This is a genomic window from Mesorhizobium sp. B2-9-1 (assembly GCF_006439455.1).
Lineage (GTDB): Bacteria > Pseudomonadota > Alphaproteobacteria > Rhizobiales > Rhizobiaceae > Mesorhizobium.
Genome location: NZ_VFTP01000010.1, coordinates 16,455 through 41,577, shown reverse-complemented (window position 1 = coordinate 41,577; position 25,123 = coordinate 16,455). Strand labels below are relative to the sequence as shown.

The 25,123-nt window shown below is 63.9% G+C and carries 23 protein-coding genes; 13 read left to right on the top strand and 10 right to left on the bottom strand.

What is annotated here, in order from left to right; translation table 11 throughout:
- The first annotated feature begins 112 nt into the window (after nt 1-112).
- The 3 genes from FJW05_RS18245 to FJW05_RS18235 all read left to right on the top strand — a co-directional run bounded on the left by FJW05_RS18245 (nt 113) and on the right by FJW05_RS18235 (nt 3,113).
- Nucleotides 113-721: a biotin transporter BioY gene (locus FJW05_RS18245; RefSeq protein ID WP_140634582.1), complete on the top strand. Its 609-nt coding sequence runs from the start codon at nt 113-115 to the stop codon at nt 719-721.
- Nucleotides 718-1,134, top strand: coding sequence for a DUF1284 domain-containing protein (locus tag FJW05_RS18240; protein ID WP_140634580.1), 417 nt, complete (start codon nt 718-720; stop codon nt 1,132-1,134). The genes FJW05_RS18245 and FJW05_RS18240 overlap by 4 nt, the downstream gene beginning before the upstream one ends.
- Before the next feature lie 203 nt (nt 1,135-1,337).
- Nucleotides 1,338-3,113: a tetratricopeptide repeat protein gene (locus FJW05_RS18235; protein ID WP_140634577.1), complete on the top strand. Its 1,776-nt coding sequence runs from the start codon at nt 1,338-1,340 to the stop codon at nt 3,111-3,113.
- A gap of 509 nt (nt 3,114-3,622) precedes the next feature.
- Here the strand turns inward: FJW05_RS18235 and FJW05_RS18230 are convergent.
- Nucleotides 3,623-4,084 carry a GNAT family N-acetyltransferase gene (locus FJW05_RS18230; protein ID WP_140634575.1) on the bottom strand — a complete coding sequence of 154 codons (462 nt, stop codon included), beginning with the start codon at nt 4,082-4,084 and terminating at the stop codon, nt 3,623-3,625.
- A gap of 193 nt (nt 4,085-4,277) precedes the next feature.
- Here FJW05_RS18230 and FJW05_RS18225 point away from each other — a divergent pair, with 193 nt between their 5' ends.
- The 3 genes from FJW05_RS18225 to FJW05_RS18215 are packed head-to-tail and all read left to right on the top strand — an operon-like array spanning nt 4,278 to nt 7,160.
- The gene (locus tag FJW05_RS18225; RefSeq protein ID WP_176480037.1) at nt 4,278-5,201 is read left to right on the top strand and encodes a glycine--tRNA ligase subunit alpha; all 924 of its coding nucleotides are present in this window, start codon (nt 4,278-4,280) and stop codon (nt 5,199-5,201) included.
- A 43-nt stretch (nt 5,202-5,244) separates the two neighbouring features.
- Nucleotides 5,245-6,264, top strand: coding sequence for a hypothetical protein (locus tag FJW05_RS27780; protein ID WP_246673517.1), 1,020 nt, complete (start codon nt 5,245-5,247; stop codon nt 6,262-6,264).
- A gap of 29 nt (nt 6,265-6,293) precedes the next feature.
- Nucleotides 6,294-7,160, top strand: a complete 867-nt coding sequence (locus tag FJW05_RS18215) for a DUF4209 domain-containing protein (RefSeq protein WP_246673516.1) — start codon at nt 6,294-6,296, stop codon at nt 7,158-7,160.
- A gap of 85 nt (nt 7,161-7,245) precedes the next feature.
- Here FJW05_RS18215 and FJW05_RS18210 read toward each other — a convergent pair whose 3' ends face one another.
- Nucleotides 7,246-7,428 carry a hypothetical protein gene (locus FJW05_RS18210; protein WP_140634573.1) on the bottom strand — a complete coding sequence of 61 codons (183 nt, stop codon included), beginning with the start codon at nt 7,426-7,428 and terminating at the stop codon, nt 7,246-7,248.
- 252 nt (nt 7,429-7,680) lie between these two features.
- Here FJW05_RS18210 and glyS point away from each other — a divergent pair, with 252 nt between their 5' ends.
- Together glyS and FJW05_RS18200 are read left to right on the top strand one after the other, a co-directional pair.
- Nucleotides 7,681-9,981, top strand: coding sequence for a glycine--tRNA ligase subunit beta (gene glyS / locus FJW05_RS18205; protein WP_140634562.1), 2,301 nt, complete (start codon nt 7,681-7,683; stop codon nt 9,979-9,981).
- A gap of 267 nt (nt 9,982-10,248) precedes the next feature.
- Entirely contained in the window at nt 10,249-10,602 is a 354-nt protein-coding gene (locus FJW05_RS18200) for an ATPase (RefSeq protein WP_140634560.1), read from the top strand.
- Between the two features lie 95 nt (nt 10,603-10,697).
- Here the strand turns inward: FJW05_RS18200 and FJW05_RS18195 are convergent, their stop codons facing one another.
- Nucleotides 10,698-11,087: a hypothetical protein gene (locus tag FJW05_RS18195; RefSeq protein WP_140634558.1), complete on the bottom strand. Its 390-nt coding sequence runs from the start codon at nt 11,085-11,087 to the stop codon at nt 10,698-10,700.
- Between the two features lie 100 nt (nt 11,088-11,187).
- On the bottom strand, nt 11,188-11,679 hold the full coding sequence (locus tag FJW05_RS18190; protein WP_246673514.1) for a hypothetical protein: 492 nt from the start codon (nt 11,677-11,679) through the stop codon (nt 11,188-11,190).
- 174 nt (nt 11,680-11,853) lie between these two features.
- Between FJW05_RS18190 and FJW05_RS18185 the strand changes: the two genes are divergently transcribed.
- The 3 genes from FJW05_RS18185 (at nt 11,854) to FJW05_RS18175 (ending at nt 15,080) form a co-directional block, all read left to right on the top strand.
- Nucleotides 11,854-12,816: an L-threonylcarbamoyladenylate synthase gene (locus tag FJW05_RS18185; protein WP_181164990.1), complete on the top strand. Its 963-nt coding sequence runs from the start codon at nt 11,854-11,856 to the stop codon at nt 12,814-12,816.
- A gap of 79 nt (nt 12,817-12,895) precedes the next feature.
- Nucleotides 12,896-14,329 (top strand): FAD-binding oxidoreductase, encoded by a 1,434-nt coding sequence (locus FJW05_RS18180; protein ID WP_140634556.1) that lies wholly within the window; start codon nt 12,896-12,898, stop codon nt 14,327-14,329.
- Between the two features lie 184 nt (nt 14,330-14,513).
- Nucleotides 14,514-15,080, top strand: a complete 567-nt coding sequence (locus FJW05_RS18175) for a DUF6101 family protein (RefSeq protein ID WP_140634554.1) — start codon at nt 14,514-14,516, stop codon at nt 15,078-15,080.
- A gap of 168 nt (nt 15,081-15,248) precedes the next feature.
- Here FJW05_RS18175 and ubiA read toward each other — a convergent pair whose 3' ends face one another.
- Together ubiA and FJW05_RS18165 are read right to left on the bottom strand one after the other, a co-directional pair.
- Nucleotides 15,249-16,232 carry a 4-hydroxybenzoate octaprenyltransferase gene (ubiA, locus tag FJW05_RS18170; RefSeq protein ID WP_140634729.1) on the bottom strand — a complete coding sequence of 328 codons (984 nt, stop codon included), beginning with the start codon at nt 16,230-16,232 and terminating at the stop codon, nt 15,249-15,251.
- Nucleotides 16,233-16,298: 66 nt separating this feature from the next.
- Nucleotides 16,299-17,210, bottom strand: coding sequence for a LysR family transcriptional regulator (locus tag FJW05_RS18165; protein WP_140634552.1), 912 nt, complete (start codon nt 17,208-17,210; stop codon nt 16,299-16,301).
- 92 nt (nt 17,211-17,302) lie between these two features.
- Here FJW05_RS18165 and FJW05_RS18160 point away from each other — a divergent pair, with 92 nt between their 5' ends.
- Both FJW05_RS18160 and purD read left to right on the top strand, forming a co-directional pair.
- Nucleotides 17,303-18,097, top strand: coding sequence for a phytanoyl-CoA dioxygenase family protein (locus FJW05_RS18160; RefSeq protein ID WP_140634550.1), 795 nt, complete (start codon nt 17,303-17,305; stop codon nt 18,095-18,097).
- 491 nt (nt 18,098-18,588) lie between these two features.
- A complete protein-coding gene (gene purD, locus FJW05_RS18155; protein WP_140634548.1) occupies nt 18,589-19,869 on the top strand; it encodes a phosphoribosylamine--glycine ligase in 1,281 nt (426 codons plus the stop codon).
- A gap of 9 nt (nt 19,870-19,878) precedes the next feature.
- Here purD and FJW05_RS18150 read toward each other — a convergent pair whose 3' ends face one another.
- From FJW05_RS18150 to FJW05_RS18135, 4 genes are read right to left on the bottom strand one after another with little or no spacing between them, the layout of a single operon-like run.
- Complete coding sequence (locus tag FJW05_RS18150; protein WP_140634546.1) at nt 19,879-21,249, bottom strand: alpha-glucosidase/alpha-galactosidase; 1,371 nt, start codon at nt 21,247-21,249, stop codon at nt 19,879-19,881.
- A 20-nt stretch (nt 21,250-21,269) separates the two neighbouring features.
- A complete protein-coding gene (locus FJW05_RS18145) occupies nt 21,270-22,940 on the bottom strand; it encodes an ABC transporter ATP-binding protein (protein ID WP_140545717.1) in 1,671 nt (556 codons plus the stop codon).
- 9 nt (nt 22,941-22,949) lie between these two features.
- Nucleotides 22,950-24,089, bottom strand: coding sequence for an ABC transporter permease (locus FJW05_RS18140; protein ID WP_140634544.1), 1,140 nt, complete (start codon nt 24,087-24,089; stop codon nt 22,950-22,952).
- Nucleotides 24,090-25,097, bottom strand: coding sequence for an ABC transporter permease (locus tag FJW05_RS18135; protein WP_140634542.1), 1,008 nt, complete (start codon nt 25,095-25,097; stop codon nt 24,090-24,092).
- Nucleotides 25,098-25,123: the final 26 nt, after the last annotated feature.

Sequence of the window (25,123 nt, the reverse complement as noted above, 5' to 3'; positions counted from 1 at the left end):
CCTGGAATGACGAATTCGAGGGCAGGCGCTTGCCATCTCCGCGAAAATATGGATTCGATAATAGATGAAGTTCAAAAATTATCTATAATTCACACGAGCCAAGGAAGACACTGTGACCAACGCAGCCATTTCGACCCAAAACCCCTCCTTCAGCCCGTTGCGGCTGCACAGCCGTTCGCTCGCCTGGCAGATCGGCGCGGTGATCCTTGGTTCGCTGTTCCTGGCGCTGTCGTCCTATATCGAGGTGCCGATGGTGCCGGTTCCGGTCACCATGCAGACCTTCGCCGTCACGCTGGTCGGCGCGCTTTATGGTTGGCGCTTCGGTGCGCTGACCATCGCCGCCTGGCTCGTCGAGGGCGCCGCCGGTTTTCCGGTTCTTGCAGGCGGCGCCGCTGGCCTACAGCATTTCGTTGGCCCGACCGGCGGCTATCTCTTCGCTTTTCCGGTCGTCGGCGCTGTCGTCGGCTGGCTGGCCGAACGCGGCTGGAACGGCAATCGCGTCATGCTTGCCTTCGCTGCCATGCTCATCGGCAACCTGCTTTGCCTGGTTCTCGGCACCGCCTGGCTTGCCGTCATGATCGGCACTGAAAAGGCCATCACCTTCGGCTTCGTGCCCTTCATCATCGGCGGCCTGCTCAAGTCGGCGCTGGGCGCGGCGACGCTGAAGCTCTTTTCCACCTATCGTGCGGAGCAACGCGACCGCTCGTCCGGGACGCGATGACCATCAAGCTGCGCGCCCATCATCTGCTCTGCCTGCTGACCTATGTCGGCAAGGGCTACTCGCCCGCCTTCACCGCCAATTACGACAAGGTGGTGAAGCGGCTGGGCGAGGGCGAGGCGGTGGCGATCGTTTCCGGTCCGGACGACATCTGCGCCCCGCTGCTCGACGAGCCGGAGCCGCATTGCCTGCGCGAGAGCGCCGCCGAGCGGGACCGGATGGCGGCCCGCGATGTCGGCGCTCTCCTCGGGCGGCCGATCCAGGCTGGAGACCGGTTCGTGCTGGACGCCTCCAGCCTGGCCGGGATGCGCAAGGCATTTTCCGCCGGCCTGACGCGCCAGGCGTGCTCCGGCTGCGAATGGTCCGGCCTGTGCGACGCGGTTGCCGCCAGCGGATTCAGCGATACCTATCTGTAGGCAATCCGATGCCGCATATGGGCGTCCCGGGCCTCCGCGCGGGATTTTCGCTGGCGCGGCATCGTTTTTTAAGCCGGATGATTGCATTGTGATTCGCTCGGCAATTGAAGCCTGACCCCAAAAAGGCCATGCTTTGACCGGAAAAGAGCGAGTCTGTGGGCGGTCCGCCAAGGGCGGGATCGCATCTGGCTGAAAGGGATACGATGCGGCAAGGACGTGCGCGCTGGCTGACGAGGCTGGCATTTTTGACCGGTGTGGCGCTTTGGGTGCTGCCGGTCCAGGCCAAGGAAGAGGCCCGACCGCTCCAGATCACGTCTTTCTCGGGCGCCTATCTCGCGGCTCATATCGCCGAAAGCGACAACGATCTCGACGATGCGATCGCCTACTACAAGCAGGCGCTGGCCTTTGCTCCAAACGACAAGGAATTGCAACAGAGCCTGATGCTGGCTCTGGTCGCGCAAGGCCGCTTCGAAGAATCGCTCGTCTATGCCGACAAGCTGAAGGAAGTGCCGGACGTCGAGCGCTTCTCGCGCCTGGCTCTGGCCATCGATTCTTTCCACAAGAAGGACTACGCCAAGGCCCAGTACTGGCTCAAGCTCTCGCTGGAATCCGATCTCGACCGGCTGCTCTCGGGCGTCATGGACGGCTGGGCCAAGGAAGGTGCCGGCAACGCGTCCGAGGCCATGGACTCCATCGACAAGCTCAAGGGCCCGGACTGGTTCGGCCTGTTCAAATCATTCCACCGCGCGTTGATCGCCGACGCCGCCGGCCTGAACGACAAGGCCGAGGAACTCTACGCCGCCACCATGGCCGATACCGCGGCCGGCGGCTCCGCGCCCGAAACCTGGATGCGCAACGCCCAGGCCTATGCCTCGTTCCTGGTCCGCAAGGGCGACAAGTCGAAGGCGCTGGCGGTGTTGAACCAGGCCGAAGCCTTCGCGCCGGGCAAGCTCGAGATCACCACGCTGCGCGACCGCATCAGCAAGGGCGACAAGATCGAGCCGCTCGTCGCCGGTCCGGCCGACGGCGCATCCGAAATCCTGCTTGACCTTGCCACCGCGCTCAACCGCGGCGGCGGCGAGCCTTTCGTGCGGCTCTATCTGCAATATGCGCTGGCGCTGAAGCCGGACAGCGACGCGGCCCTTGTGCAGCTTGCCGCCGTGGCCGAGCAGCTCAAGGACGGCGAAGGCGCCGTCTCGCTCTACCGCCGCATTCCGGCATCCTCGCCGTTGAAGGAGCTCTCCGACCTGCAGATCGGCCTCAACCTTGCCGATCTTGACAAGCATGACGACGCGATTTCGCATCTCAAGGCCTATCTCGAAAGGCATCCGGACGACATGCGCGCCTATCTGGCGCTTGGCGGTGTCTATGGCTCGAAGGAAGATTTCCGCTCGGCCGCCAGTCTCTACGACAAGGCTGTCGAGCAGCTGAAGACGCCGACTGCCGCCAATTGGAACATCTTCTACCAGCGCGGCATCGCCTATGAGCGGCTGAAGGAATGGCCGAAGGCGGAACCCAATTTCCGTAAGGCGCTGGAGCTGCAGCCCGACCAGCCGCAGGTCATGAACTATCTCGGCTATTCCTGGGTCGACATGAACATGAACCTCAAGGAAGGCCTGGCGATGATCCAGAAGGCCGTGGATCTGCGGCCGAACGACGGCTACATCGTCGATTCGCTGGGCTGGGCCTATTACCGCATGGGCCGCTTCGACGACGCCGTGCGCGAGATGGAGCGAGCCGTCTCGCTGAAGCCGGAGGATCCGGTCCTCAACGACCATCTCGGCGATGCCTACTGGCGCGTCGGCCGCAAGCTCGAGGCCACCTACCAGTGGACGCAGGCACGCGATCTGAAGCCCGATCCGGATGTGCTCGCCACTTTGCAGCAGAAATTGCTCAAGGGCCTGCCGCCGATCGAATCCAACACCGCGCAGGAAACGCCCAAGGTGAAGCCGGACCCGACGCCCGCGCCGAAAGGCTGAGCCTCTCGCCAGCGTTCAAGAAAACGGGGCCCGTCGAGCCCCGTTTTCGTTTCGGCTCGGCGTCTGCCGAGCTTAAGGTCGGTCCGGCTCTACTTGAATATCGGCAAACACCCTTCCCTGCCGGAGAAAATCTTGACAGGTAGGCTGTGTTTGCGTTGGCAGGCGGCATGCGTTGGAGATTGGCCGAAATGCCACCCCGTCGTCATCCACGGGCGGAGCAACGATCGCAGCGACGCGCGCAGACCCGAGGATCCCATTCCGTGATTTCTGAGCGCTGCTGCGGTGCAGAATTCTGCTCCGCTGCACTCTTTGAGCAGGGTCACGGAATGGATTCCAGGGTCTCCGCGACGCCGCTTCGCGGCTGCTCCGCCCTGGAATGACGAAGTTGAGAGGGTTCCGCCAATTTTCAGCGTTTGTGCCGATTTTCATGGAATGAACGGTGACGATCTTGCCGCCGACGAACGGCGGCCTTTCAAATCTCTGTCGAGGAAATCCCTGTGTCGAGGAAACTAGAACATCTTTCTGTAGACGACGAACCCCGACTTCTCGCCGATCTTGTCATAGAGCTGCATCGCGGTGTGGTTCGTCTCATGCGTCAGCCAGTAGACGCGGTTCGCGCCCGCTTGCCTGGCGCGTTCGTAGACGCCTTCGATCAGCGCCCGGCCGATACCCTGGCCGCGCGCGGCCTCGCTGGTGAAGAGGTCCTGCAGATAGCAGCTCGGCGCGATCGATGTGGTCGAGCGATGATAGAGATAGTGGACGAGGCCGAGCAGGTTGCCTTCGCGCTCGGCGACCAGCGCATGCACCGGCTCATAGGCGTCGAAGAAACGCGACCACGTCATCTGCGTGATCTCGCCGGCAAGCGCCGTCGGCCCGGAGCGTCCGTAAAACGCGTTGTAGCCGTCCCACAGTGGCAGCCACTGCTCGTAATCCTGCCTTGTGACGGGTCGTACAGTGAGTTGACCGGACATAGCGAAACCTCTGTCGTTGAGCTGGAACGGAGCAAACGGCGACCGCCGCCCGACGGCAATGGGCCAGCCCGCCGCAAAGCTTTCCGCCTTGCCGGGCGCGAGCCTCCCGCCTTGACGCTTGCCGGCCCGGCAACTAGGGAAGCGGCATCCCGCGCTTTCCGAGGCCGCCGTGACCATCGAGATTCCTGCCCATATGCATCCCAGCCGCTCCTTCCAGGGGCTGATCCTGACCTTGCACAATTACTGGGCGGACTATGGTTGCCTCATCCTGCAGCCCTACGACATGGAAGTCGGTGCCGGCACCTTCCATCCGGCCACCACCTTGCGCGCGCTGGGTCCGTTGCGCTGGAACGCGGCCTATGTCCAGCCCTCGCGCCGGCCGAAGGATGGCCGCTACGGCGAAAACCCGAACCGCCTGCAGCACTATTACCAATACCAGGTGATCCTGAAGCCCAATCCGCCGAACCTGCAGGAGCTCTATCTCGGCTCGCTGGAAGCAATCGGCGTCGACCCGCTGCTGCACGACATTCGCTTCGTCGAGGACGACTGGGAAAGCCCGACGCTGGGCGCCTGGGGGCTCGGCTGGGAGTGCTGGTGCGACGGCATGGAAGTCTCGCAGTTCACCTATTTCCAGCAGGTCTGCGGCATCGAATGCGCACCGGTGGCGGGCGAGCTGACCTACGGCCTGGAACGGCTCGCCATGTATGTGCAGGGTGTCGACAATGTCTACGACCTGAACTTCAACGGCCGCGAGGGGGCCGAAAAGGTCACTTATGGCGACGTCTTCCTGCAGGCCGAGCAGGAATATTCGCGCCACAATTTCGAATTCGCCAACACCGCGATGTTGCTGAGGCATTTCGAGGACGCCGAGGCCGAGTGCAAGGCGCTGCTCGATGCCGGCACGCCCAAGCCAAGCGACAATCTGGCGATGCACCGCATGGTTTTCCCGGCCTACGACCAGTGCATCAAGGCAAGCCACGTCTTCAATCTGCTCGACGCGCGCGGCGTCATCTCCGTCACCGAACGGCAGAGCTACATCCTGCGCGTGCGCAATCTGGCCAAGGCCTGCGGCGAAGCGTTCCTCAAGACGCGGGCGGGCGGCCTGGCGGCGGCTTAGCGTATGCTATCATGATCTCGACCATGGAGGGGCGGTGGGGTCGATGACCAGCAGCGAAAACGATGCGGCTCCAGAAGGAGCCGCACCCCAGCCGGAACTATCTTGGCTGCGCGCCTCGGCAGAGGATATTGCCACGGTGGATTTCGAGGCTCCTATCTCAGGGGCAACGACGGCAGATTGTGCCGAGTTGAGTGATCTTTATCGCGCCGCAGTACGACCCCAGGACAATTCAGCGGAACCACCCGATACGCCGGAAGTGCGCGTGTTCATTATGCTATCCGCCATCACCGACATGTATCCAAAGCCCCAAGAGCGGAATGAGCCGTTCGGGCCGATGGTGACTTTCGCTGACGGTCGTCGGTCGGCTATCCCTTCCGATTTCCGGGCGCATATCCCCCTCGTTGGGGACATGGCAACTCGTGCAGCTAACCCGGTGCTTCGTGCGCGACTTTCCGATCTGTGTTGGCTGCTCGACAAGAAACAAGGCGGGTTGGGTCTCGCAGCTATCGCTGCGTACACCGAAATCGTCCAGAAGATGGACGATGGCGAGCTAAAGCACCGTTTCGCAAGCGAGAATGGCGCTCTTCAACACGGGGCCAGGGACTATCTTCTTCGAGCGTTGCAGATTGGGCGCGCCGTCGGATGGGAAAAGCCGGAGATGCTTACCGCACGCGACCTTGTCGGGCAGCTTAGGCGGAAGGCCCTGCAGAAAGGAGGCTTGGTTCCAATTTACTGGTTTTCCGACCTCGATCTTGACTACCGCATATCTGACCCCGCCGAAATTGGGGCAAGCCTTCGCAAAGCTCTTGCAGCCGTGCCTTTCGGCTCGGATGTTCACAATGTCGTCAATCTCTGGCAGCTGGCCGCGACGGCCTACCACCTGGCTAAAATGGAGGACGAGAAGCATCTATGCCTCAGCGAGGCGGCTGAGGCGCTGGTCGCCGAGGCGGAGGCCAAAAACGGCTCGGCCATGCTGGCTGCGCATTTTATGAGCGCGGCGATTGCGCAGCTCCATGGCATTCCCGGCAAGAAGGACAAACGGACGGCATACGCCACAGGCTGATAGATATCCAGGCGCAGGTGCCCGAAGAATTGTCTGTCATTTCGCAGGAGATGGACCTTCGAGAGATAGCGGAAGAGGTCCGGTCTGCCTTCAGTCAGGGGTGTCTGCTCCATAAGTTGTTTTCCTTCGCAGCGCTGGCAAGGTCCCCAGACCCGAACAAGCTGGAGAGCGATGCGGCAGGGATGATTAAAAGGCACCCGCTCTCGTCACTCTTCGGAATGTCGCATCTGGATGACGAAGGGAAGGTAATCCATCGCACCCAAGGCGGAGGCGTCGGCGATGCGGCGGACCGATCTGCCATAGATCAGCAAATCGCGCAGGCTGAAGGTATCCGCAGAAAGATAGTCGTGGGGGGAACGATCGAACCGGCCCGTCAGATTGTTGTCGAGCGACATTTCATCTCGGACGATCTCTTGGGAACAGTTCTGCAGTACAGTCCTTTTGTTCCACCCGATCTCGTTCACACCTTTGCGCGAGCTTACGCACGCTTCTTCCAGGGGGATTTCGTCAGTGCGACTTACATTCTCACGCCCCTGCTGGAAAACTCCCTGCGACACTTGCTGAAGTCCAATGGGCATGAGGTCACCATTTTTGATGACGCAACGCGGACGCAGCAAGATCGAACGATATCTTCTTTGTTCGAGCAGATGCGAACGGAACTCGATGGCATTCTGACGCCAGCTATTGCATCCGACCTAGAGCGCCTGTTTCTGATGAAGCAAGGTCCCCACCTGCGCCACGCCGTAGCGCATGGCCTTTTGCGCGACGGAGACCCATATGGGACGGACGCGATATACGGCTGCTGGTTGATCTTTCGACTTTGCTTATTACCGCTGTTTCGACATCAAGACGAGTTGCGCTCGATGTTCATTGGTAGCGAGCTATGCCGAATGTGAACCCCGAAATTCTGAGATGAGCGCGTGAGACCGCCGAGCTGGCTGACGACCCGGTGCCTTCGGGCTGCTCGGGATCGCTGTCCTACTAAGCCGGTACGACTTTCGCGGTCTCGGTAACAGCGCCGGCCGGCAACACGATCTGCGCCGCTGCGCCGTCGATCGTGCGCATGGCCTGCCTGATCCCCGGCATCGTGATCGTGCCATGCGCCTGGGCGGCGAAGCAGGCGCTGAGCGCCAGGATCTGCAGGGTTCTCGATGCCGTCTTCATCGTCGTTCAGCCAATAGGTCTCTGCCTGAGCGTTTGTCGCTTCAGCGCAGCGTTCGGTTCATGGGAAGTTCTGCTCCAAGGACGGGCTGCCTGGCGCCAACCCGACAGTGGGTCGAAAAATTCCGTGAAATCGCTTGAAGAGGCGATCTGCTTGCGGGGTGACAGCGGCCGGCCGAGTTGCTATTTCCCGCCCATTCGTTACGGCGCCTCGCGCCGACCCTCTCCATCACGGGGAGGGTGGGGAGCTTAACTATGCCCGACCTGCTCTTGGAACTCCGCTCGGAAGAGATTCCCGCCCGCATGCAGCGCAAGGCGGCCGGCGACCTCAGGAAGTTGCTGACCGACGGTCTGGTCGAGGCGGGCCTGACCTATGAGGCGGCGCGCGAATATTGGACGCCGCGGCGCCTAGCGCTCGACATCCGTGGCCTGACCGCGCGCTCGAAGGACATCCGCGAGGAGATCAAGGGTCCTTCGACCACGGCGCCCGAGCAGGCGGTGCAGGGTTTTCTTCGCAAGGCCGGCCTGTCGTCGATCGCCGAGGCGCATGTCCATTCCGATCCCAAGAAGGGCGACTTCTACGTCGCCCACATCACGAAGCCGGGCAGGGCGGCCGAAGAGATCATCGCCGAGCTGGTGCCGGGCATCATTCGCGCTTTCCCTTGGCCGAAATCGATGCGCTGGGGGCCGGCCTCGGCCAAGCCCGGTTCGCTGCGCTGGGTGCGGCCGCTGCAGTCGATCGTCTGCACCTTCGGCCCGGAGACCGAGGAACCGGTGGTTGTCGATTTCGAGATCGACGGCATCCGCGCCGGCAACATCACCTATGGCCATCGCTTCCACGCGCCGGGCGCGATCACCGTGCGCCGCTTCGATGACTATGTGGCGAAGCTCGAGGCGGCCAAGGTCGTGCTCGATGCCGACCGGCGCAAGGAGATCATCCTGGCCGATGCCCGCAACATCGCCTTCGCCAACGGCCTCGACCTGGTCGAGGACGAGGGCCTGCTGGAGGAAGTCTCCGGCCTGGTGGAATGGCCGGTCGTGCTGATTGGCGAGTTCGAGCAGGATTTCCTCACCATTCCGGGCGAGGTCATCCGCCTCACCATCCGCGCCAACCAGAAGTGTTTCGTGACGTCGCGCCCGATCCCCCCACTAGAGGGGGAGATGTCGGCGAAGCCGACAGAGGGGACTCAGCGCGAGGCCCCCCTCTCTGCCCTGCCGGGCATCTCCCCCTCAAGGGGGGAGATTGGCAAATCGCCACTTTCGAACCGCTTCGTGCTGGTCGCCAATATCGAGGCGAGCGACGGCGGCAAGGAGATCGCCTACGGCAACGGCAAGGTGGTGCGCGCGCGCCTGTCCGATGCGCTCTATTTCTGGCGGACCGATCAAGGCGATTTGCCCGACCTCGATCAACTCGCTGAGTCGGCGGCGAAGTTCGACCTGGATTTGAAGAAGCCGCTCGACCAGCGCATGGCGCGCCTCGATCATCTGAACGTCACCTTCCACGCCAAGCTGGGCACGCAAGGCGCCCGCGTTGAGCGCATCAAGCGGTTGGCTGAGGAACTGGCATCTGTCGTCGGAGCCGATGCCGCGCTGGTCGCCCGCGCGTCGGTGCTCGCCAAAGCCGATCTGCAAACCGAAGTGGTCGGCGAGTTCCCCGAGCTGCAAGGCGCCATGGGCCGCAAATATGCGCTGCTGCAGGGCGAGCATCCGTCGGTCGCCGCGGCCGCCGAGGAGCACTACAAACCGCAAGGCCCATCCGACCGCGTGCCGACCGATCCGGTCTCGGTTGCCGTCGCGCTCGCCGACAAGCTCGACACGCTCACCGGCTTCTGGGCGATCGATGAAAAGCCCACGGGCAGCAAGGATCCGTTCGCGCTGCGACGTGCGGCTCTTGGCGTGGTCAGGATACTCGTCGAGAACCGGATTCGTCTGGCGCTGACGTCTGTTTTCGCCAAGGCCTTTGAAAACTTCAAAGGCGGCGCGGACCAGTCGTCCGACCTCCTCGCCTTCTTCCACGACCGTCTGAAAGTCTATCTGCGTGAAAGCGGTGCGCGGCATGACTTGATCGATGCCGTGCTGTCGGCGGGCTCGCGCCCAATCTCCCCCACAAGGGGGAAGATCGGCCAATCGCCGAACGACGACCTGCTGCAGATCGTGCGCCGCGTCGAGGCGCTGGGCTCCTTGCTCGACACCGAGGAGGGCAAGAACCTGCTTGCCGGCACCAAGCGCGCCGCCAACATCCTGGCCGCCGAGGAGAAGAAGAAAACGGCAATCGCCGAGGCTGTTGAGCCGGCGCTGTTCCGCGAGGAGGCGGAAAAGAAGCTCTTTGCCGCGGTGAATCAGGCCGAGAAGGAAGCCGGCCAAGCAATTCAAAACGAAGATTTTTCTGCCGCCATGCTGGCGCTTAGCGTGTTGCGCGAACCGGTTGATTCATTCTTTGAGCGTGTTCTCGTGAATGATGAGGACCAGGCCGTGCGCGCCAACCGTCTGGCGCTGCTCGCCCGCATCCGCGCCGCCACCGATCAGGTCGCGGATTTTTCAAAAATCGTCGGCTGACGGCTCGGAAAACCGTACATTTGAAGTCTGTCCGCATCCGCTAGGATGCGGGCAGGCTTGAACAATTCGGCGCCCGAAATTTAATGCACCGGAGCCGGCTTACAGTCATATGACGATGACCTCCGCATGGGACAACCATGCATGTCGTCCAGAAGCGTTGAGCGGTTCTGGGGCAACGACATGCATCAACCAAAGACTTAAGGCGCGTTGCCCGGGATCGTTTCGCGGGGCGCGCCGTAAGACATTCCCCAAACACGGAGGCATGCCATGAATTCCGTTGACGATATCGACCTGATTGAAGAGACCCCGGCCGCCGCCGAGGCGATCGATTCCGCTTCCGAAAACCTTCTCGACCACGCCGCCGCCGCGGCGGTCGAAGCCGCCGATCCGTCCGAAGACGACGAGGAAGACGGCGACGAGGAAACCACTGCCTCGGCCGACGACGAGTCGGACGATGAAGATGAAGGCGACGAAGACGGCGACGACGAAGACGCCGACGAAGACGCCAAAGCCTCGGGCGACGATGAGTCCGATGACGAAGATGAAGATGGCGACGAGGATGAAGACGAGTCCGATGATGACGACAAGTCCGACGATGACGACAAGGAAGAAGCGGCCTGAGCCGTCTCCTCTCGTCTGAAGTATGAGGGCGGCGCGTCGCGTCGCCCTTTTTCGTCAGTGCGGCTCTTGTCAATCTTCCAGGAAAGATTGACCCGTCAATCCTCCACTATGCTGACCCGCACGCTGTCCGGATAGACGTCGACCTCGACCAATGGCTCGCCATTGACGATGGCGCGCCTTGTGGCGCTGCTCATGGCGCCGCCGCGTTCCAGCATGCGCTGCAGGTCGGCGCGCGAGCCGTCGCTGCGGAACCAGGAATCACCCTGGTCGTCGCTGTCGTGCCGGTGGAATTTGTGCCAGTTGGCGCGGTCCTGCCGCACCATCTGCGCCGCGCTGCCGAGCGGGTAGCCATCGCTGGCGCGGTGATCGCGGTCGGAAATCCGCGCCGTGTAAGAGCCAAGCATGTCGTCGGCCCGTGCCGTACCCGCGCCCAGTGTCGTCGCCGCCAACAGCGCGGCAACGGCCATTGCTTTCGAAACAGTCATGAATCCCCCTTTTGAAACACCGGCGCAATCATGCCCGATCCCGATGACGGGAATCGGACAGGTTAAGCGCCTAGCATACCAAGGCCGGACCCAGTGTGATCTACATCGCCTTGCCGACGCGCGGCACTGACCCTTGCGGCTGCGCGCCGCCCGACGCATTGGCCGTCGCGGCCGGCTGGCTGCCGGCTGCGCCGTTGCCGTTTGAAGCGGACGCGGTGCCGTTCGCGGGCGTTGCCGGCGTGGTGGCGTTTGCCGGCGCGGCGGCGGTTGTGGTTGCCGGTGCTGTGGACTTGGCCGCCGCGGGCGTTTCGAAAGCGCCGCCGACAATGCCGCCGCGAATGATCATCGGGGCCTGCTGGCGCCCGGACTTCGCGGGGATTGCCGCGACCTTCTCGTCGGTGACGGCGGGGATAGGATCGCCAAGCGCTATAATCGACGGCGTCGAGGCCGCGGACAGCTTGGTCGGTTCGATCGCATTCAGCTTGACGATCGACGGCGCCGATGTCGAGGGTCCGACCACGACGATCGACGAGGCATGTGCCGCGCCGTGCATCGCCAAAAGGCTGATCCCGAACGCTCCAAGCAAACGCATCACAAATACTCCCAAGCCCGCAACCGCATCAAACCCGCACCATAGCGCCGGCACATTGAAGCCGGCTTGCGCGGAAACTTAACATTTTAGGGATTGATAAATCGCCAATGCCCGCACTTGCCCGATGCAAGCGGCCGTATTACGGGACCGGCATGTTCAGGACTGGTGGCAAATTTGGCTGAGATACTGGCGGTCGGCGAGGCCATGGAGCAGGCTCTGGCGCTGCTTGAAGGCGGCGACGTCGTCGCCATTCCGACCGAGACGGTTTACGGCCTGGCCGGCGATGCCACCAACGGCGTTGCCGTGGCGCGTATCTTCGAGGCCAAGGGCCGGCCGCGCTTCAACCCGCTGATCGCCCATGTCGCCGATCGCGCGATGGCGGACCGTATCGCCGGCTTCGATCCGCTCTCGGCAAAACTGGCCGAAGCCTTCTGGCCCGGCCCGCTGACGCTGGTGTTGCCGCAACGTGCCGGCAACGGCATCCATTCGCTGGTCACCGCGGGGCTGGACACCATCGCGCTGCGCATGCCGCGCGGGTTCGGCGGCGAGCTGATCGCCCGGCTCGGCCGGCCGCTCGCCGCCCCCAGCGCCAATTCTTCCGGGAAAATCAGCGGCACGACAGCGCAGGCGGTCGCCGCCGATCTCGGCGACAGGATCAGGCTGGTCGTCGATGGCGGCGCGACGCCCGTCGGCCTGGAATCGACCATTCTCAAGGTCGAGAACGGCAAATTGCGGCTGCTGCGGCCCGGCGGCATCGGCGCCGAGGAGATCGAGGCGGTGGCCGGCGCGAAGCTGTCGCGCGGCGCCAGCGGAATCGAGGCGCCGGGCATGCTTGCCTCGCATTACGCGCCGGGCGCGGCGATGCGGCTGAACGTAGAGAAAATTGCTGAAGGCGAGGCGTTGCTTGCGTTCGGCCGCAACCGTGCCGAAGGCTCGGAACAGGCCGTTGCGCTGTGCAACCTCTCCGAGGCGGGCGACCTGCGCGAGGCGGCCAGCAATCTGTTCGCCTTCATGCAGGCGCTCGACCGCGTCGGCGCCGCGACCATCGCCGTTGAGCCGATCCCGTTCGAGGGGCTGGGCGAGGCGATCAACGACCGGCTTGCCCGCGCCGCCGCGCCGCGTGACAAGACCGGCTGAGCCTATCTCTTTGTTTTGACGCAATTCCGGACGGAAAACCGCTTCACACTTTTCCTGGAATTGCTCTAGGTTCAGTCTCATGAACGATCAACCCTTGGACCTCGATCCCGCCCTCATCGACCGCTTCGCGGCAATCGTCGGCGACAAATATGCGTTGCGCGACCAGGTTGACATCGAGCCTTACATCACCGAGCGGCGCGGCCTTTGGCACGGCCGGACATCGCTGGTGCTGCGCCCCGGCAGCGTCGAGGACGTGAGCCGCATCATGCGGCTGGCAACCGAGACCGGAACCCCGATCGTGCCGCAAAGCGGCAACACCGGGCTGGTCGGCGCCCAGGTGCCGGATAGATCCGGCCGCGACATCGTGCTGTCGCTGTCCAGGCTGAACCGCATCCGCGAGATCGATGTCCTGTCGAATACGGTGACGGCAGAGGCCGGCGTCATCCTGCAGACGCTGCAGGAAGCGGCCGACGCCGCCGACCGGCTGTTTCCGCTCTCGCTCGGCGCGCAAGGCTCCTGCCAGATCGGCGGCAATCTCTCCTCCAATGCCGGCGGCACCGGCGTGCTTGCCTATGGCAATGCGCGCGAGCTCTGCCTCGGCGTCGAGGTGGTGCTGCCGACCGGCGAGGTGTTCGACGACCTGCGCAAATTGAAGAAGGACAACACCGGCTACGATCTGAAGAACCTTTTCATTGGCGCCGAAGGCACGCTCGGCATCATCACTGCCGCGGTGCTGAAATTGTTCCCGAAGCCGAAGGGCAGGGAGGTCGCCTTTGCCGGCCTGCCGTCGTCGCCGAAAGACGCGCTTTCGCTGTTCACCCTGGCGATGGACAGCGCCGGCGCATCGCTGACTGCTTTCGAGCTGATCGGCAAAAGGCCATACGATTTCACGCTCAAGCACGGCCAAGGCATCACCCGGCCGCTGGCCGGCGACTGGCCGTGGTATGTGCTGATGCAGATTTCGTCCGGCCGCTCCGAAGAGGACGGCAAGGCGCTGATCGAAGAGATCCTGGCAGAGGCTCTCGAGCAGGGCATCGTTGGCGATGCGGTGGTGTCGGCAAGCCTTGCCCAGGGCGAGGCCTTCTGGAATTTCCGCGAGACCTTGCCCGAATCCCAGAAGCCGGAGGGCGCTTCGATCAAGCACGACATCTCGGTGCCGATCGCCTCGATCCCTGAGTTCATCGAAAAGGCGGCCGGCGCGGTGGAGGGGGTTTGCCCCGGCGCGCGCGTGGTCTGCTTCGGCCACATGGGCGACGGCAATCTCCACTACAACATCTCGCGACCCGTGGATTGGCAGGATGGAGCATTCCTCGACCTCTACCACCCCATGAACAAGGCCGTGCACGATGTCGTGCGGTCCTTGCACGGCTCGATCTCGGCCGAGCACGGCATCGGTCAATTGAAGCGCGACGAGCTGATCGCCACGGCCCCGCCGATGGCGATCGACCTGATGCGCCGCGTCAAGGCAGCCTTCGATCCGGCCGGCATCATGAATCCCGGTAAGGTTATCTAATCCTCACCACATCGGGCGCCGGTCGCATTCCGATAACCATCGGCTCAGATCAGCAAAATTTAACCGACTTTCTTAAGCGCGCCGGTAAGAAGCGAGCGCTAATGTTTCTTCCCATAACGAGGCCGGAAAAACCGGCCCTGAGAGAACCGGAAAACGGCCCTCAGGACTAACAGGGAAGACATCGATGAACACTGGACTGAAGCCAGTCTGGGCCGGGCGCAACATGCGTCTCGACCCGTTTCGCCTGCCGCAGATGGTGAGCTATGCCACCCGCGACGACTATGGCGATGTCACCTTCACCATCGACCAGCGCGGCGCCGTCATCCGCCGTGTGCTGGAGATGAGCGGCGTGCCGGCGATCATCGCTTTGCCCGCCAAGGCGTTCCGCGGCGTCGCCGCGCGCGCCATGGAGGATCCGAGCGGCAATGTCACCGTGACGCTCGAGCTTCTGCACAATGACCCGATGCTGTCGGTGCCGCTTCTGGTCGCCGACGACCTCGACGACGTCGCCGCCGACTGGCGCGCCTGGGCCGACGCCTATCGCCTGCCGATGCTGCTGATCGAGGCCGACGGCATTGCCCGCACCCTGGAAGAATCGCTCGGCGCCGCCATCAAGGCGCTGCCGCCGCAGGAGCGCCGCAAGGGCCGCGTCTCCACCACGCGCCGCCCGCGCTTCCTCGCCCGCCGCAAGGCCGGCAATCTGGGCTTGAGGCTGGTCATCGACGGCCAGGAGATTATCGCAAGGGAGTAGCTCGGTTTTTCCTTCTCCCCTTGTGGGAGAAGGTGGCCGCGAAGCGGCCGGATGAGGGGTGCTCCAGATGACACCAACGTCTCACTCCGCTGGAACACCCCTCATCCGTCTCGGCGCTGCGCGCCGATCCACCTTCTCCCACAAGGGGAGAAGGAAAAGCGGCGCCCACTACACCAGCGGCTTCAGCCAAATCCACACCGAACCGCCGATCAGGCCGAGGAAGATCAGCCAGCCGACCTGGTTGTTCGATTTGAACAGTTTCAGGCACTGGTCCGGATTGTTGATGTCGAGCCGGATGATCTGGCGCGCCATATGTGCGCCGGCGGCGATCAGCCCGGCCAGCGCCACGATCGGCACCTGCGCCGAGGCGAAGGCGATGGCGAAGCAGATCAGCGCGCCGCCGTAGAGTCCGGCCAGCCAGGTCTTTGTGTTGTCGCCGAACAGCCGCGCCGTCGAGCGCACACCGACGATGGCGTCGTCTTCCTTGTCCTGATGCGCGTAGATCGTATCGTAGCCGATCACCCACAGGATCGAGCCGATATAGAGCATGATCGCTGGATCATCGAGATCGCCGAACTCGACCGCCCAACCCATCAGCGCGCCCCAGGAGAAGGCCAGCCCAAGCACCAATTGCGGCCAGTTGGTGATGCGCTTCATGAAGGGATAGACGGCGACGATCGCCAGCGAGGCGATGCCGAGCGGAATGGCGAAGCTGTTGAACTGCAACAGCACGGCCAAGCCCACCAGCGCCTGGATGATGACGAAAGCCCAGGCCTGGCGGCGTGTCACCTTGCCGGCGGGCAGCGGCCGCGAGCGGGTGCGCTCGACCTGGTTGTCGATGTCCTCGTCGGCGAGGTCGTTATAGGTGCAGCCGGCGCCGCGCATGGCGACAGCGCCGATGAAGAACAGCAACAGATACCAAGGCGTCGGCAGCAGCGTCAGCAGCGGGTCGGTCGGGCGCGGATAGGCGCCCGCGGCAAGTGCTGCCGACCACCAGCAGGGCCACAAAAGCAGCTGCCAGCCGATCGGCCGGTCCCAGCGCGCGAGCTGCGCATAGGGCCAGAGCCAGCGCGGCAGCACGCGGTAGACCCAATGGCCGCTCGGCGCGTCGGCGACACGGCCCTGGATCGCTTTCGACTGGACGGTTTCCATCACGCTGGAGTGGCAGCAGCAAGCAGCGCCGTCAAGCGGCCGCGTTGTCGCTCAAGCGCTGAAAACCTAGGCGGTGAAAACATCGTGACCGGCAAACCATGCCTTGGCGACCTCGATGAAGGCGACCGCTGCGTTTGACAGGCGCTGGCGCGTGTCGTGGGTCAGGATGATGCGCTGCATGGGGAGCGGATCGGAGAGCGGCTTGCAGACCAGCGGCAGGCCGTCATAGCTGCGGTCGCCATAGGGCCTCGTATAGCTGACCGCGACGCCGAAGCCGTTGGCCACCATGGAGCGCTGCAGCTCGAATGAGCTGGTCGTCGCTCGGGCGACCGGCGAGAGGCCGCGGCTGAGGAAAAGGTCCAGCATGTGCTGCCAGCTGTGCGGCTGGTCAGTGGTGATCAGCGGATGCTCCGCAAGCTCGGCCAGGCTGACGGCGTGCTTGTCCGCCAGCACATGCCCGGCAGGCAGAAGCGCGCGCGGCCGCAATTCATGCAGAAGAATGCGCTTGAAATGCCCGGGCAGGCCGAGATCGTAGGTGAGGCCGAGATCGACGGCGCTGTCGGCCAGGCGCCGCCCGAGCGTATCGAAGGTTTCGTCGCTTATGACAACGGTGACGGCCGGGCAGCGCTCGGCGAAGGCGCGCATCAGCGCTGGCGCGAAATAGGGCGCCAGGTCCTCGAAGCAGCCCAGCACCAGCTCGCCGCCGACATCGGCGTCGCGCGATCGGAGCGCCGCCAGCTCGTCGGCCTCGCCCAGCACCTGCCTCGCCTTGGCGACGGCCCTGCGGCCGAAGGATGTCAGCGAAACGCCGCTGCCGCGCTGGCGCACGAACAGTTTCTGGCCAAGGTCGGCCTCGACATTGTCGATCGCCACCGAGATCGACGGCTGCGACACGTTCAGCGCCTGGGCTGCCGCGGTCACGCTGCCATAGCGGGCTACGGCAACGACATAGCGTAATTGCGCGAGGGTCAGTCTCATAGGCAAAAACTATAAACCAGATGGCAAGTTATTATTTTACGCGATGTCGGGCGCTTGCGATAGTTGCTTGCCAAATCCAAGGAGAGCACGCCATGGCCAGCCCAAAGATCGATGCTTCGACGATTGCCGATTACCAGCGCGATGGCGCGGTCTGCATCCGCGGCGCCTTCAAGGACTGGGTCGGTGTCATCGCCGACGGCATCGAGCGCAACATTGAGAACCGCAGCGCCGCCGCCTCCGACATCGCCGGCGGCAAGGGCAGCTTCTTCGACGATTACTGCAACTGGGAGCGCATCCCGGAATTCGTCAGGATCGTGCGCGAGTCGCCGGCCGCCGAGCTCGCGGCCGCGGTCATGCAGTCGCGCAGCGCCCAGTTCTTCCACGACCACGTCCTGGTCAAGGAGCCCGGCACGCAGAAGCCGACGCCGTGGCACCAGGATATCCCCTATTACTTCGTCGACGGCAGCCAGACGGTGAGCTTCTGGATCCCGATCGATCCCGTGAAGGAAGCGACGCTGAGGCTGATCGCCGGCTCGCACAGATGGGAAAAGATGGTGCTGCCGGTGCGCTGGCTGAACGACGACAACTTTTATGCCGGCGAGGGCGACTACCGGCCGGTGCCCGACCCCGACAACGACGCCTCGATGAAGGTGCTCGAATGGGAGATGGAGCCGGGCGACGCCATCCTGTTCGATTTCCGCACCGCGCATGGCGCGCGCGGCAACATGACGGCGGCGCGGCGCCGGGCGCTGTCGCTGCGCTGGGTCGGCGACGACGCGCATTATGTCGAGCGTCCCGGCCGCACCTCGCCGCCCTATCCGGGGCACGACATGAAGCCCGGCCAGAAACTGCGCGAAGATTGGTTCCCCGTCATTTTCCAGAGCTAGTGGCACTGCACAGGGATCTTGACCGGTCGGCTCTGTTTGCGTTGGCAGGTGGCATGCGTTGGAGATTGGCCGAAACGCCCACCCCTCGTCATTCCAGGGCGGAGCAGGAGCGAAGCTCCGTCGCGAAGACCCTGGAATCCATGCCGTTACCTTCGCCCAGGAATGCAACGGAGCAGAATTCTGCACTGTGGCGGCGCTTCCAAGTCGCGGCATGGATTCTATGGTCTGCGCGCGTCGCTTCGCTCCTTGCTCCGCCATAGAATGACGAGGTTGGGGCGGCTTCAACCAATCTCCAGCGTTTCCCGCACCAAGACAAACGGCAACCTTTCAAAGTCCCTGTGTCGGGGAACTAGCCGAACGCGGAACTCATCTCATCAGCCTTGATGCGGCCCACGTTCCCGTGCGCAATTGCCGCCAAAATGCCAAGACTCCTTGACCCGTCGCCCGCGTACCAATAGCGGGTTCAGGGAGACGATCAGCAAGAGGTGGCCATGAATGTTCTTCTTCTCGGCTCGGGCGGCCGCGAACATGCGCTCGCCTGGAAGATGTCCGCCTCGCCGCTGCTGACGAAGCTCTACGCCTCGCCCGGCAATCCGGGCATCGGCCGCATCGCCGAGCTGGTCAAGCTCGACGTCGCCGATCATTCCATCGTCGCCGCCTTCTGCCAGGAAAAGAATATCGACCTCGTCGTCGTCGGCCCGGAAGGTCCGCTGGTGGCCGGCATCGCCGACGATCTGCGCGCCTGGGGCATCCGCGTCTTCGGCCCCTCCAGGGCGGCGGCGCGGCTCGAGGGCTCGAAGGGCTTCACCAAGGATCTTTGCGCCAAGTTCAACATCCCGACCGCCGCCTATGGCCGCTTCAGCGACCTCGCCTCGGCGAAGGCCTATGTCGAGAAGACCGGCGCGCCGATCGTCATCAAGGCCGACGGGCTCGCCGCCGGCAAGGGCGTCACCATCGCCATGACGCTGGACGAGGCGATCGCCGCGCTCGAAGCCTGCTTCGACGGCGCCTTCGGCGCGGCCGGCGCCGAGGTCGTGGTCGAGGAATATCTGACCGGCGAGGAGGCAAGCTTCTTCTGCCTGTGCGACGGCGCCACCGCGCTCCCCTTCGGCACTGCGCAGGACCACAAGCGCGTCGGCGACGGCGATACCGGGCCGAACACCGGCGGCATGGGCGCCTATTCGCCGGCGCCGGTGATGACGCCGGAAATGACCGAGCGCACCATGCGCGAGATCATCGAGCCGACCATGCGCGGCATGGCCAATCTCGGCGCGCCCTTCGCCGGCATCCTCTTCGCCGGCCTGATGATCACCGACCAGGGCCCCAAGCTGATCGAGTACAACACCCGCTTCGGCGATCCCGAATGCCAGGTGCTGATGATGCGGCTGAGGGACGACCTGCTCGTCCTGCTCAACGCCGCCGTCGACGGCCAGCTCGCGCATATGTCGGTCCGCTGGAGCGACGAGACGGCGTTGACCGTGGTGATGGCGGCCAGGGGTTATCCCGGCACGCCGGAAAAGGGCTCCGTCATCCGCGGTCTCGACAAGGCGGAAGGCGAGGGCGTCCAGGTCTTCCATGCCGGCACCGCCATCAATGGCGGTGCGCTGGTCGCCAATGGCGGCCGTGTGCTCAATGTCACCGCGCTCGGCAAGACCGTCGGCGAGGCGCAGGCAAAGGCGTATGCGGCGATCGACCAGATCGACTGGCCGCAAGGCTTTTACCGCCACGACATCGGCTGGCGCGCCGTCGAGCGCGAGAAGGCCGGGGCGTAGTCCCGGAATTCAGGCGGCCGCGCTCTTGCGCCGGCCTCGCGCCCAGGCCGGCAGCCAGTCGCCGTGAGCGGCAAGCAGGTCGTCGACCAAGGACCAGATCTGGTCGAGGTCGAGCTCGGCCGCCGTGTGCGGGTCCATCATCGCCGCGTGGTAGATGTGCTCGCGGTTCTCGCTCATCAGCGCCCGCACCGTCAGCTCCTGCACATTGATGTTGGTGCGGATCAGCGCCGTGAGCTGCGGCGGCAATTCGCCGATGTAAGTGGGCTGGATGCCGGAGGCATCGACCAGGCACGGCACTTCCGCCGCGCAGTCGAAAGGCAGCGAGGTGATGCAGCCATTGTTGCGCACATTGCCGTAGATCACCGACGGTTCGCCGGTCCAGACCGAATTCATGATCGAGGAAGCGTATTCCCTGGATTGCTCGACCTCGATCCGGTCGGCCGAGCGGTAGGCCTCCGCCTGGCCTGTCCAGCGCTCGATCTGCTCGATGCAGCGTTTCGGATATTCGTCGAGCGGAATGCCGTATTTCTCGATCAGGTCGGGTCGGCCGTCCTTGATGAAATAGGGCGTATATTCGGCGAAATGTTCCGAGCTTTCGGTGACGAAATAGCCGAGCCGGGTCAGCATCTCGTAGCGCACCTTGTTCGGGCAGCGCGGGTTCCAGCCGGGTTTTGGCGCACGACCCTCGCGGTAGGCGCGCACAAGGTCGGGATAAAGGTCGCGGTAGGTGCCGTCCGGCTGGCGATGCTCGAACTTGAGATAAAACGCCATGTGGTTGATGCCGGCCGAGCGGTAGCGGATCTCCTCATAGGGAAGGTCGAGATCGTGCGCCAGTTCCATCGCCGTGCCCTGCACCGAGTGGCAGAGCCCGACCTGCTTGATCGTGGGATATTTCTCGGCGATCGCCCAGGTGTTGATCGCCATCGGGTTGACATATTGCAGCATGATCGCTTCCGGGCAGACCGCGAGCATGTCCTCGCAGATATTCCATAGATGCGGCACGGTCCTAAGGCCCCGCATGATGCCGCCGACGCCGAGCGTGTCGGCGATCGTCTGGCGCAAGCCGTATTTCTTCGGCACCTCGAAATCGGTGACGGTGCAGGGCTCGTAGCCGCCGATCTGGAAGGCGACAACGACGAAGTCGGCGCCTTTCAGCGCCTTGCGCTGGTCGGAATAGGTCTCGGCCTTCGCCTTGACGCCGAGCGTCGCGATCAGCTTGTTGACGACGACGGCGCTTTCTTCCAGCCGCTGCGGGTTGATGTCCATCAGCGCGATGGTGGCGCCCGACAGCGCCGGCCGCTGCAGCACGTCGCCGACGATGTTCTTCATGAACACCGTCGAGCCGGCGCCGATGAATGTGATCCTGGGATTTCTTGCCACTGTAAAAACCTCCGGCACTTCTAAGCCACGTCGAAAGCGGCCCTGACGAGCCGTTCGGTGTAGGCGGTCTTGGGATTGGAAAGGACCTCGTCGACGGGCCCCTGCTCGACGATCTTGCCGTGTTGCATGACGATGACGCGGTGGCAGAGCGCCCGCACCACCTTGAGGTCGTGCGAGATGAACAGATAGCTCAGGCCGCGCTCGTCCTGCAGCTTGCGCAACAGGTCTATGATCTGCGCCTGCACCGAAAGATCCAGCGCCGAAGTCGGCTCGTCGAGCAGGATGAATTCGGGCTCCAGCGCGATGGCGCGCGCGATCGCGATGCGCTGTCGCTGGCCGCCGGAGAACTCGTGCGGGAAGCGCGACAGGATGTTGCCGGGCATGCCGGCGCTGACCAGCGCCTCGCGCACCCGCTCGTTCCGCTCGCGCCGCGTCGCGCCCAGCCTGTTGACGACCAGGCCTTCCTCGATGATCTGGCCGATCGTCATGCGCGGGTTGAGCGAGGAGAAGGGATCCTGGAAGACGACCTGCATGCGCGAGCGCAGCGGCCGCATCTCGGTGCGCGAGAAGTTCTGGATCGGCTGGCCGTCGAAGCGGATCTCGCCGCGCTTGGCGTCCGCCAGCCTGATCAGTGCCTGGCCGAAGCTGGTCTTGCCGGAGCCGGATTCGCCGACCAGTCCCAGCGTCTCGTGACGGCAAAGCTTCAGGTCGAGGTCGTCGACCGCGACCAGCTCGCGCCAGTCCGGCTTGAGGAACGAGCCGTGGCGCAGCATGAAGCAGACGCGCACGCCGTTCGCCTCGAGGATGGTGCCGCTGCCTTCCGGCAGCGGCTGCGGGCGGCCGCGCGGCTCGGAGGCAAGCAGCCGCTGAGTGTAAGGGTGCCGCGGGTCGGCGAATAGCCGCTCGGTGACGTTGTGCTCGCGCATTTCGCCATGCTGCATGACATAGACGTAGTCGGAGAACTTGCGCACCACGGTGAGATCGTGGGTGATCAGGATCACCGCCATCCGCAGTTCCTTCTGCAGGTTGCGGATCAGGTTCAGAATCTGCGCCTGCACCGTGACGTCGAGCGCCGTGGTCGGCTCGTCGGCGATCAGAACGTCGGGCTCGTTCGCCAAGGCCATGGCGATCATCACCCGCTGCCGCTGACCGCCCGACAGCTGATGCGGATATTGCTTCAGCCGCGCCTCCGGCTCGGGGATCTGGACATGCCGTAGCAGCTCGAGCGCGCGCGCCCAGGCTTGTCTGCGGCCGACTTTACGATGCACCCGGATCGCCTCGACGATCTGGCTGCCGACCGTATAGATCGGGTTGAGCGAGCTCATCGGCTCCTGGAAGATCATCGAGATGCGGTTGCCGCGCAGCTTGCGCCGGGCGCTCTCGGGGAATTTCAGGATGTTCTGCCCGAGATATTCGACGCTCGATCGCGGCGAGACGGTTGCCCGCCTGGACAGCAGCCCCATGACGGTGCGCGCCGTCACCGATTTGCCGGAGCCGGACTCGCCCACGATCGCGATCGTCTCGCCGCGATAGATCTGGAAGGAGACGTCCTTGACCGCCTCGACGGTGCCGTGCTCGACCTTGAACGCGACCTCGATGTTGCGGGCGTCGATGACGGGTTGGTCATGGCGTCCGCCATGGTCGAGCCGGACGGCCGGCGCGAGGGAGTCTGCGAGCGCGATCGTCGTCATCCGGCCACCTCAATAAGGATCGACGGCATCGCGCAGGCCGTCGCCCAGCGCGTTGAAGGCAAAGACGGTGATCAGCACGAAGCCGACCGGCGACAGGATCCAGGGATAGGTGCCGATAACCGAATAGGTCGCGGTGTCCTGCAGCATCAGGCCCCAGGAGATCAGCGGCGGCTTCACCGCGAAACCGAGGAAGCCGAGGAAGGATTCGAGCAGCACCACCGTCGGGATCGCCAGCGTCACGGCGACGATCACATGGCTCATCACATTGGGGAAGATGTGCTGCATGATGATGCGCCGGTCGGTGGCACCGACCGCCATGGCGGCGCGCACATAGTCGATCCGCGCCAGCGCCAGCGTCTTGCCGCGCACCTCGCGCGACATCTGCGCCCAGCCCAGCGCCGACATGACGATGATGACGAAGGCGAGGAAGACATTGGTCGGCGCGGTGACCGGGATCAGCGTCGTCAGCGCCAGATAAAGCGGCAATTGCGGGAAGGCGAGCACAAGCTCGACGAAGCGCTGCATCCAGACATCGAACTTGCCGCCGAAATAGCCGGAAATCATGCCGACGCTGGTGCCGATGACCGTGATGATGAAGACCACCGTCAGCGCGATCATCAGCGACACGCGCGAGCCGTATATGGCGCGCGACAGCACATCGCGGCCGAACTTGTCGGTGCCGAGGAAATGCGCCGGCTGGCCGTCCGTCGAGGCGAAGAAATGCCGGTTCGCCGGGACGAAACCGAGAAGCTTGTAGGGCGCGCCTTCGACGAAGAAGCCGAGCAGCCTTGGATGGTCGTAGTCGGGGCCGACGATCGGCTGAAAGGTGACCGGATCGAGATCGGCCGAATCGGCCAGCGCATAGACCCGCGGCCGCGCGACGAAATTGCCGTCCTTGTCGTGGAAGGCGGGCAGTTGCGGCGGCGCGAAGGCGACGTCGGTCGCCTTGGGGTCCATCGGCGCCAGGAATTCGGCGAACACCGCCATGACAAGCAAGAGCGCGACCAGGCAAAGCCCGGCCATGCCGGTCCACGAACGCTTCAGCCGGCGCCAGACAAGCGCGATGTAGCTCTCATTGCCATGCACGGCTTCGGCCACCGGGACGCTTTCGGCCGGCAGCGGCAGGGGTGAGGGATCGCGGGCCAGCATCTAGCGCTCCCCGAACTGGCGGATGCGCGGGTCGAGCAGGACCAGCAGCATGTCGGCGATGATGTTGCCGACGATCAGCGTCGCCGAGAGCACCATCATGAAGGTCGCCGTGACATAGACGTCGCCGACCGCCATCGAGCCGACGATCGCCGGGCCGACAGTGGGCAGCGCGAAGATGATTGCCGTCTCGATCTCGCCGGTGAGCATATAAGGCAGCACCACACCCTGATACATCACCAGCGGATGCAGCGCGTTGGGCACGGCATGCCGCATGACGACGGCGCCGCCGGTCAGGCCCTTGGCCTTGGCCGTCTCGACATATTGCGCGTTGAGCGTGTCGAGCAGATTGCCGCGCATGACGCGCATATTGTAGGCGAGACCGCCGAAGGTCGCGATCGCCACAACCGGCCAGACATGTTTGATGAGGTCGACGAACTTCGCCCACGACCAGGGCGCGCCGCCATATTGCGGCGAGAAGAACGAGCCGATCTCGGAGACGTTGAACTGGAAGACCAAGAGATAGACGATGATCAGCGCCATCAGGAAGCGCGGCACCGTCATGCCGAGGAACGAGATCGCCGAAAGTGTCGAGTCGATCCAGGAATACTGCCGCGTCGCCGCCCATATGCCGAAGCTGATGCCGAGCACCGAGGCGAGCAGATGGCAGACCAGCGCCAGAAGCAAGGTGCGCGGCAGGCGCTCGCCCACCACATCGGCCACGGGCTTGTTGTAGTAGAGGCTGTAGCCGAAATCGCCGCGGGTGACGATGCCGCCGATCCAGCTGAGATACTGGACGGGCAGCGGCTTATCGAGGCCGTGCTCGACGCGGTAGGCCTGGGCTTGCGCTTCAGCCTCGGCGTAGGAAGCGCCACCCTGGTTGATCAGCTGCGAGCGGATGTAATCGGCATAGTCGCCGGGCGGCGCCTGGATGATGGCGAAGGTGACGAGGCTCAAAATGGCGAGGACGGGAAGCGCCGACGCTATGCGCATAAGCAGGAATCGCAGCATGGGCGGTCAGCTTCCTTTCTGGCCGG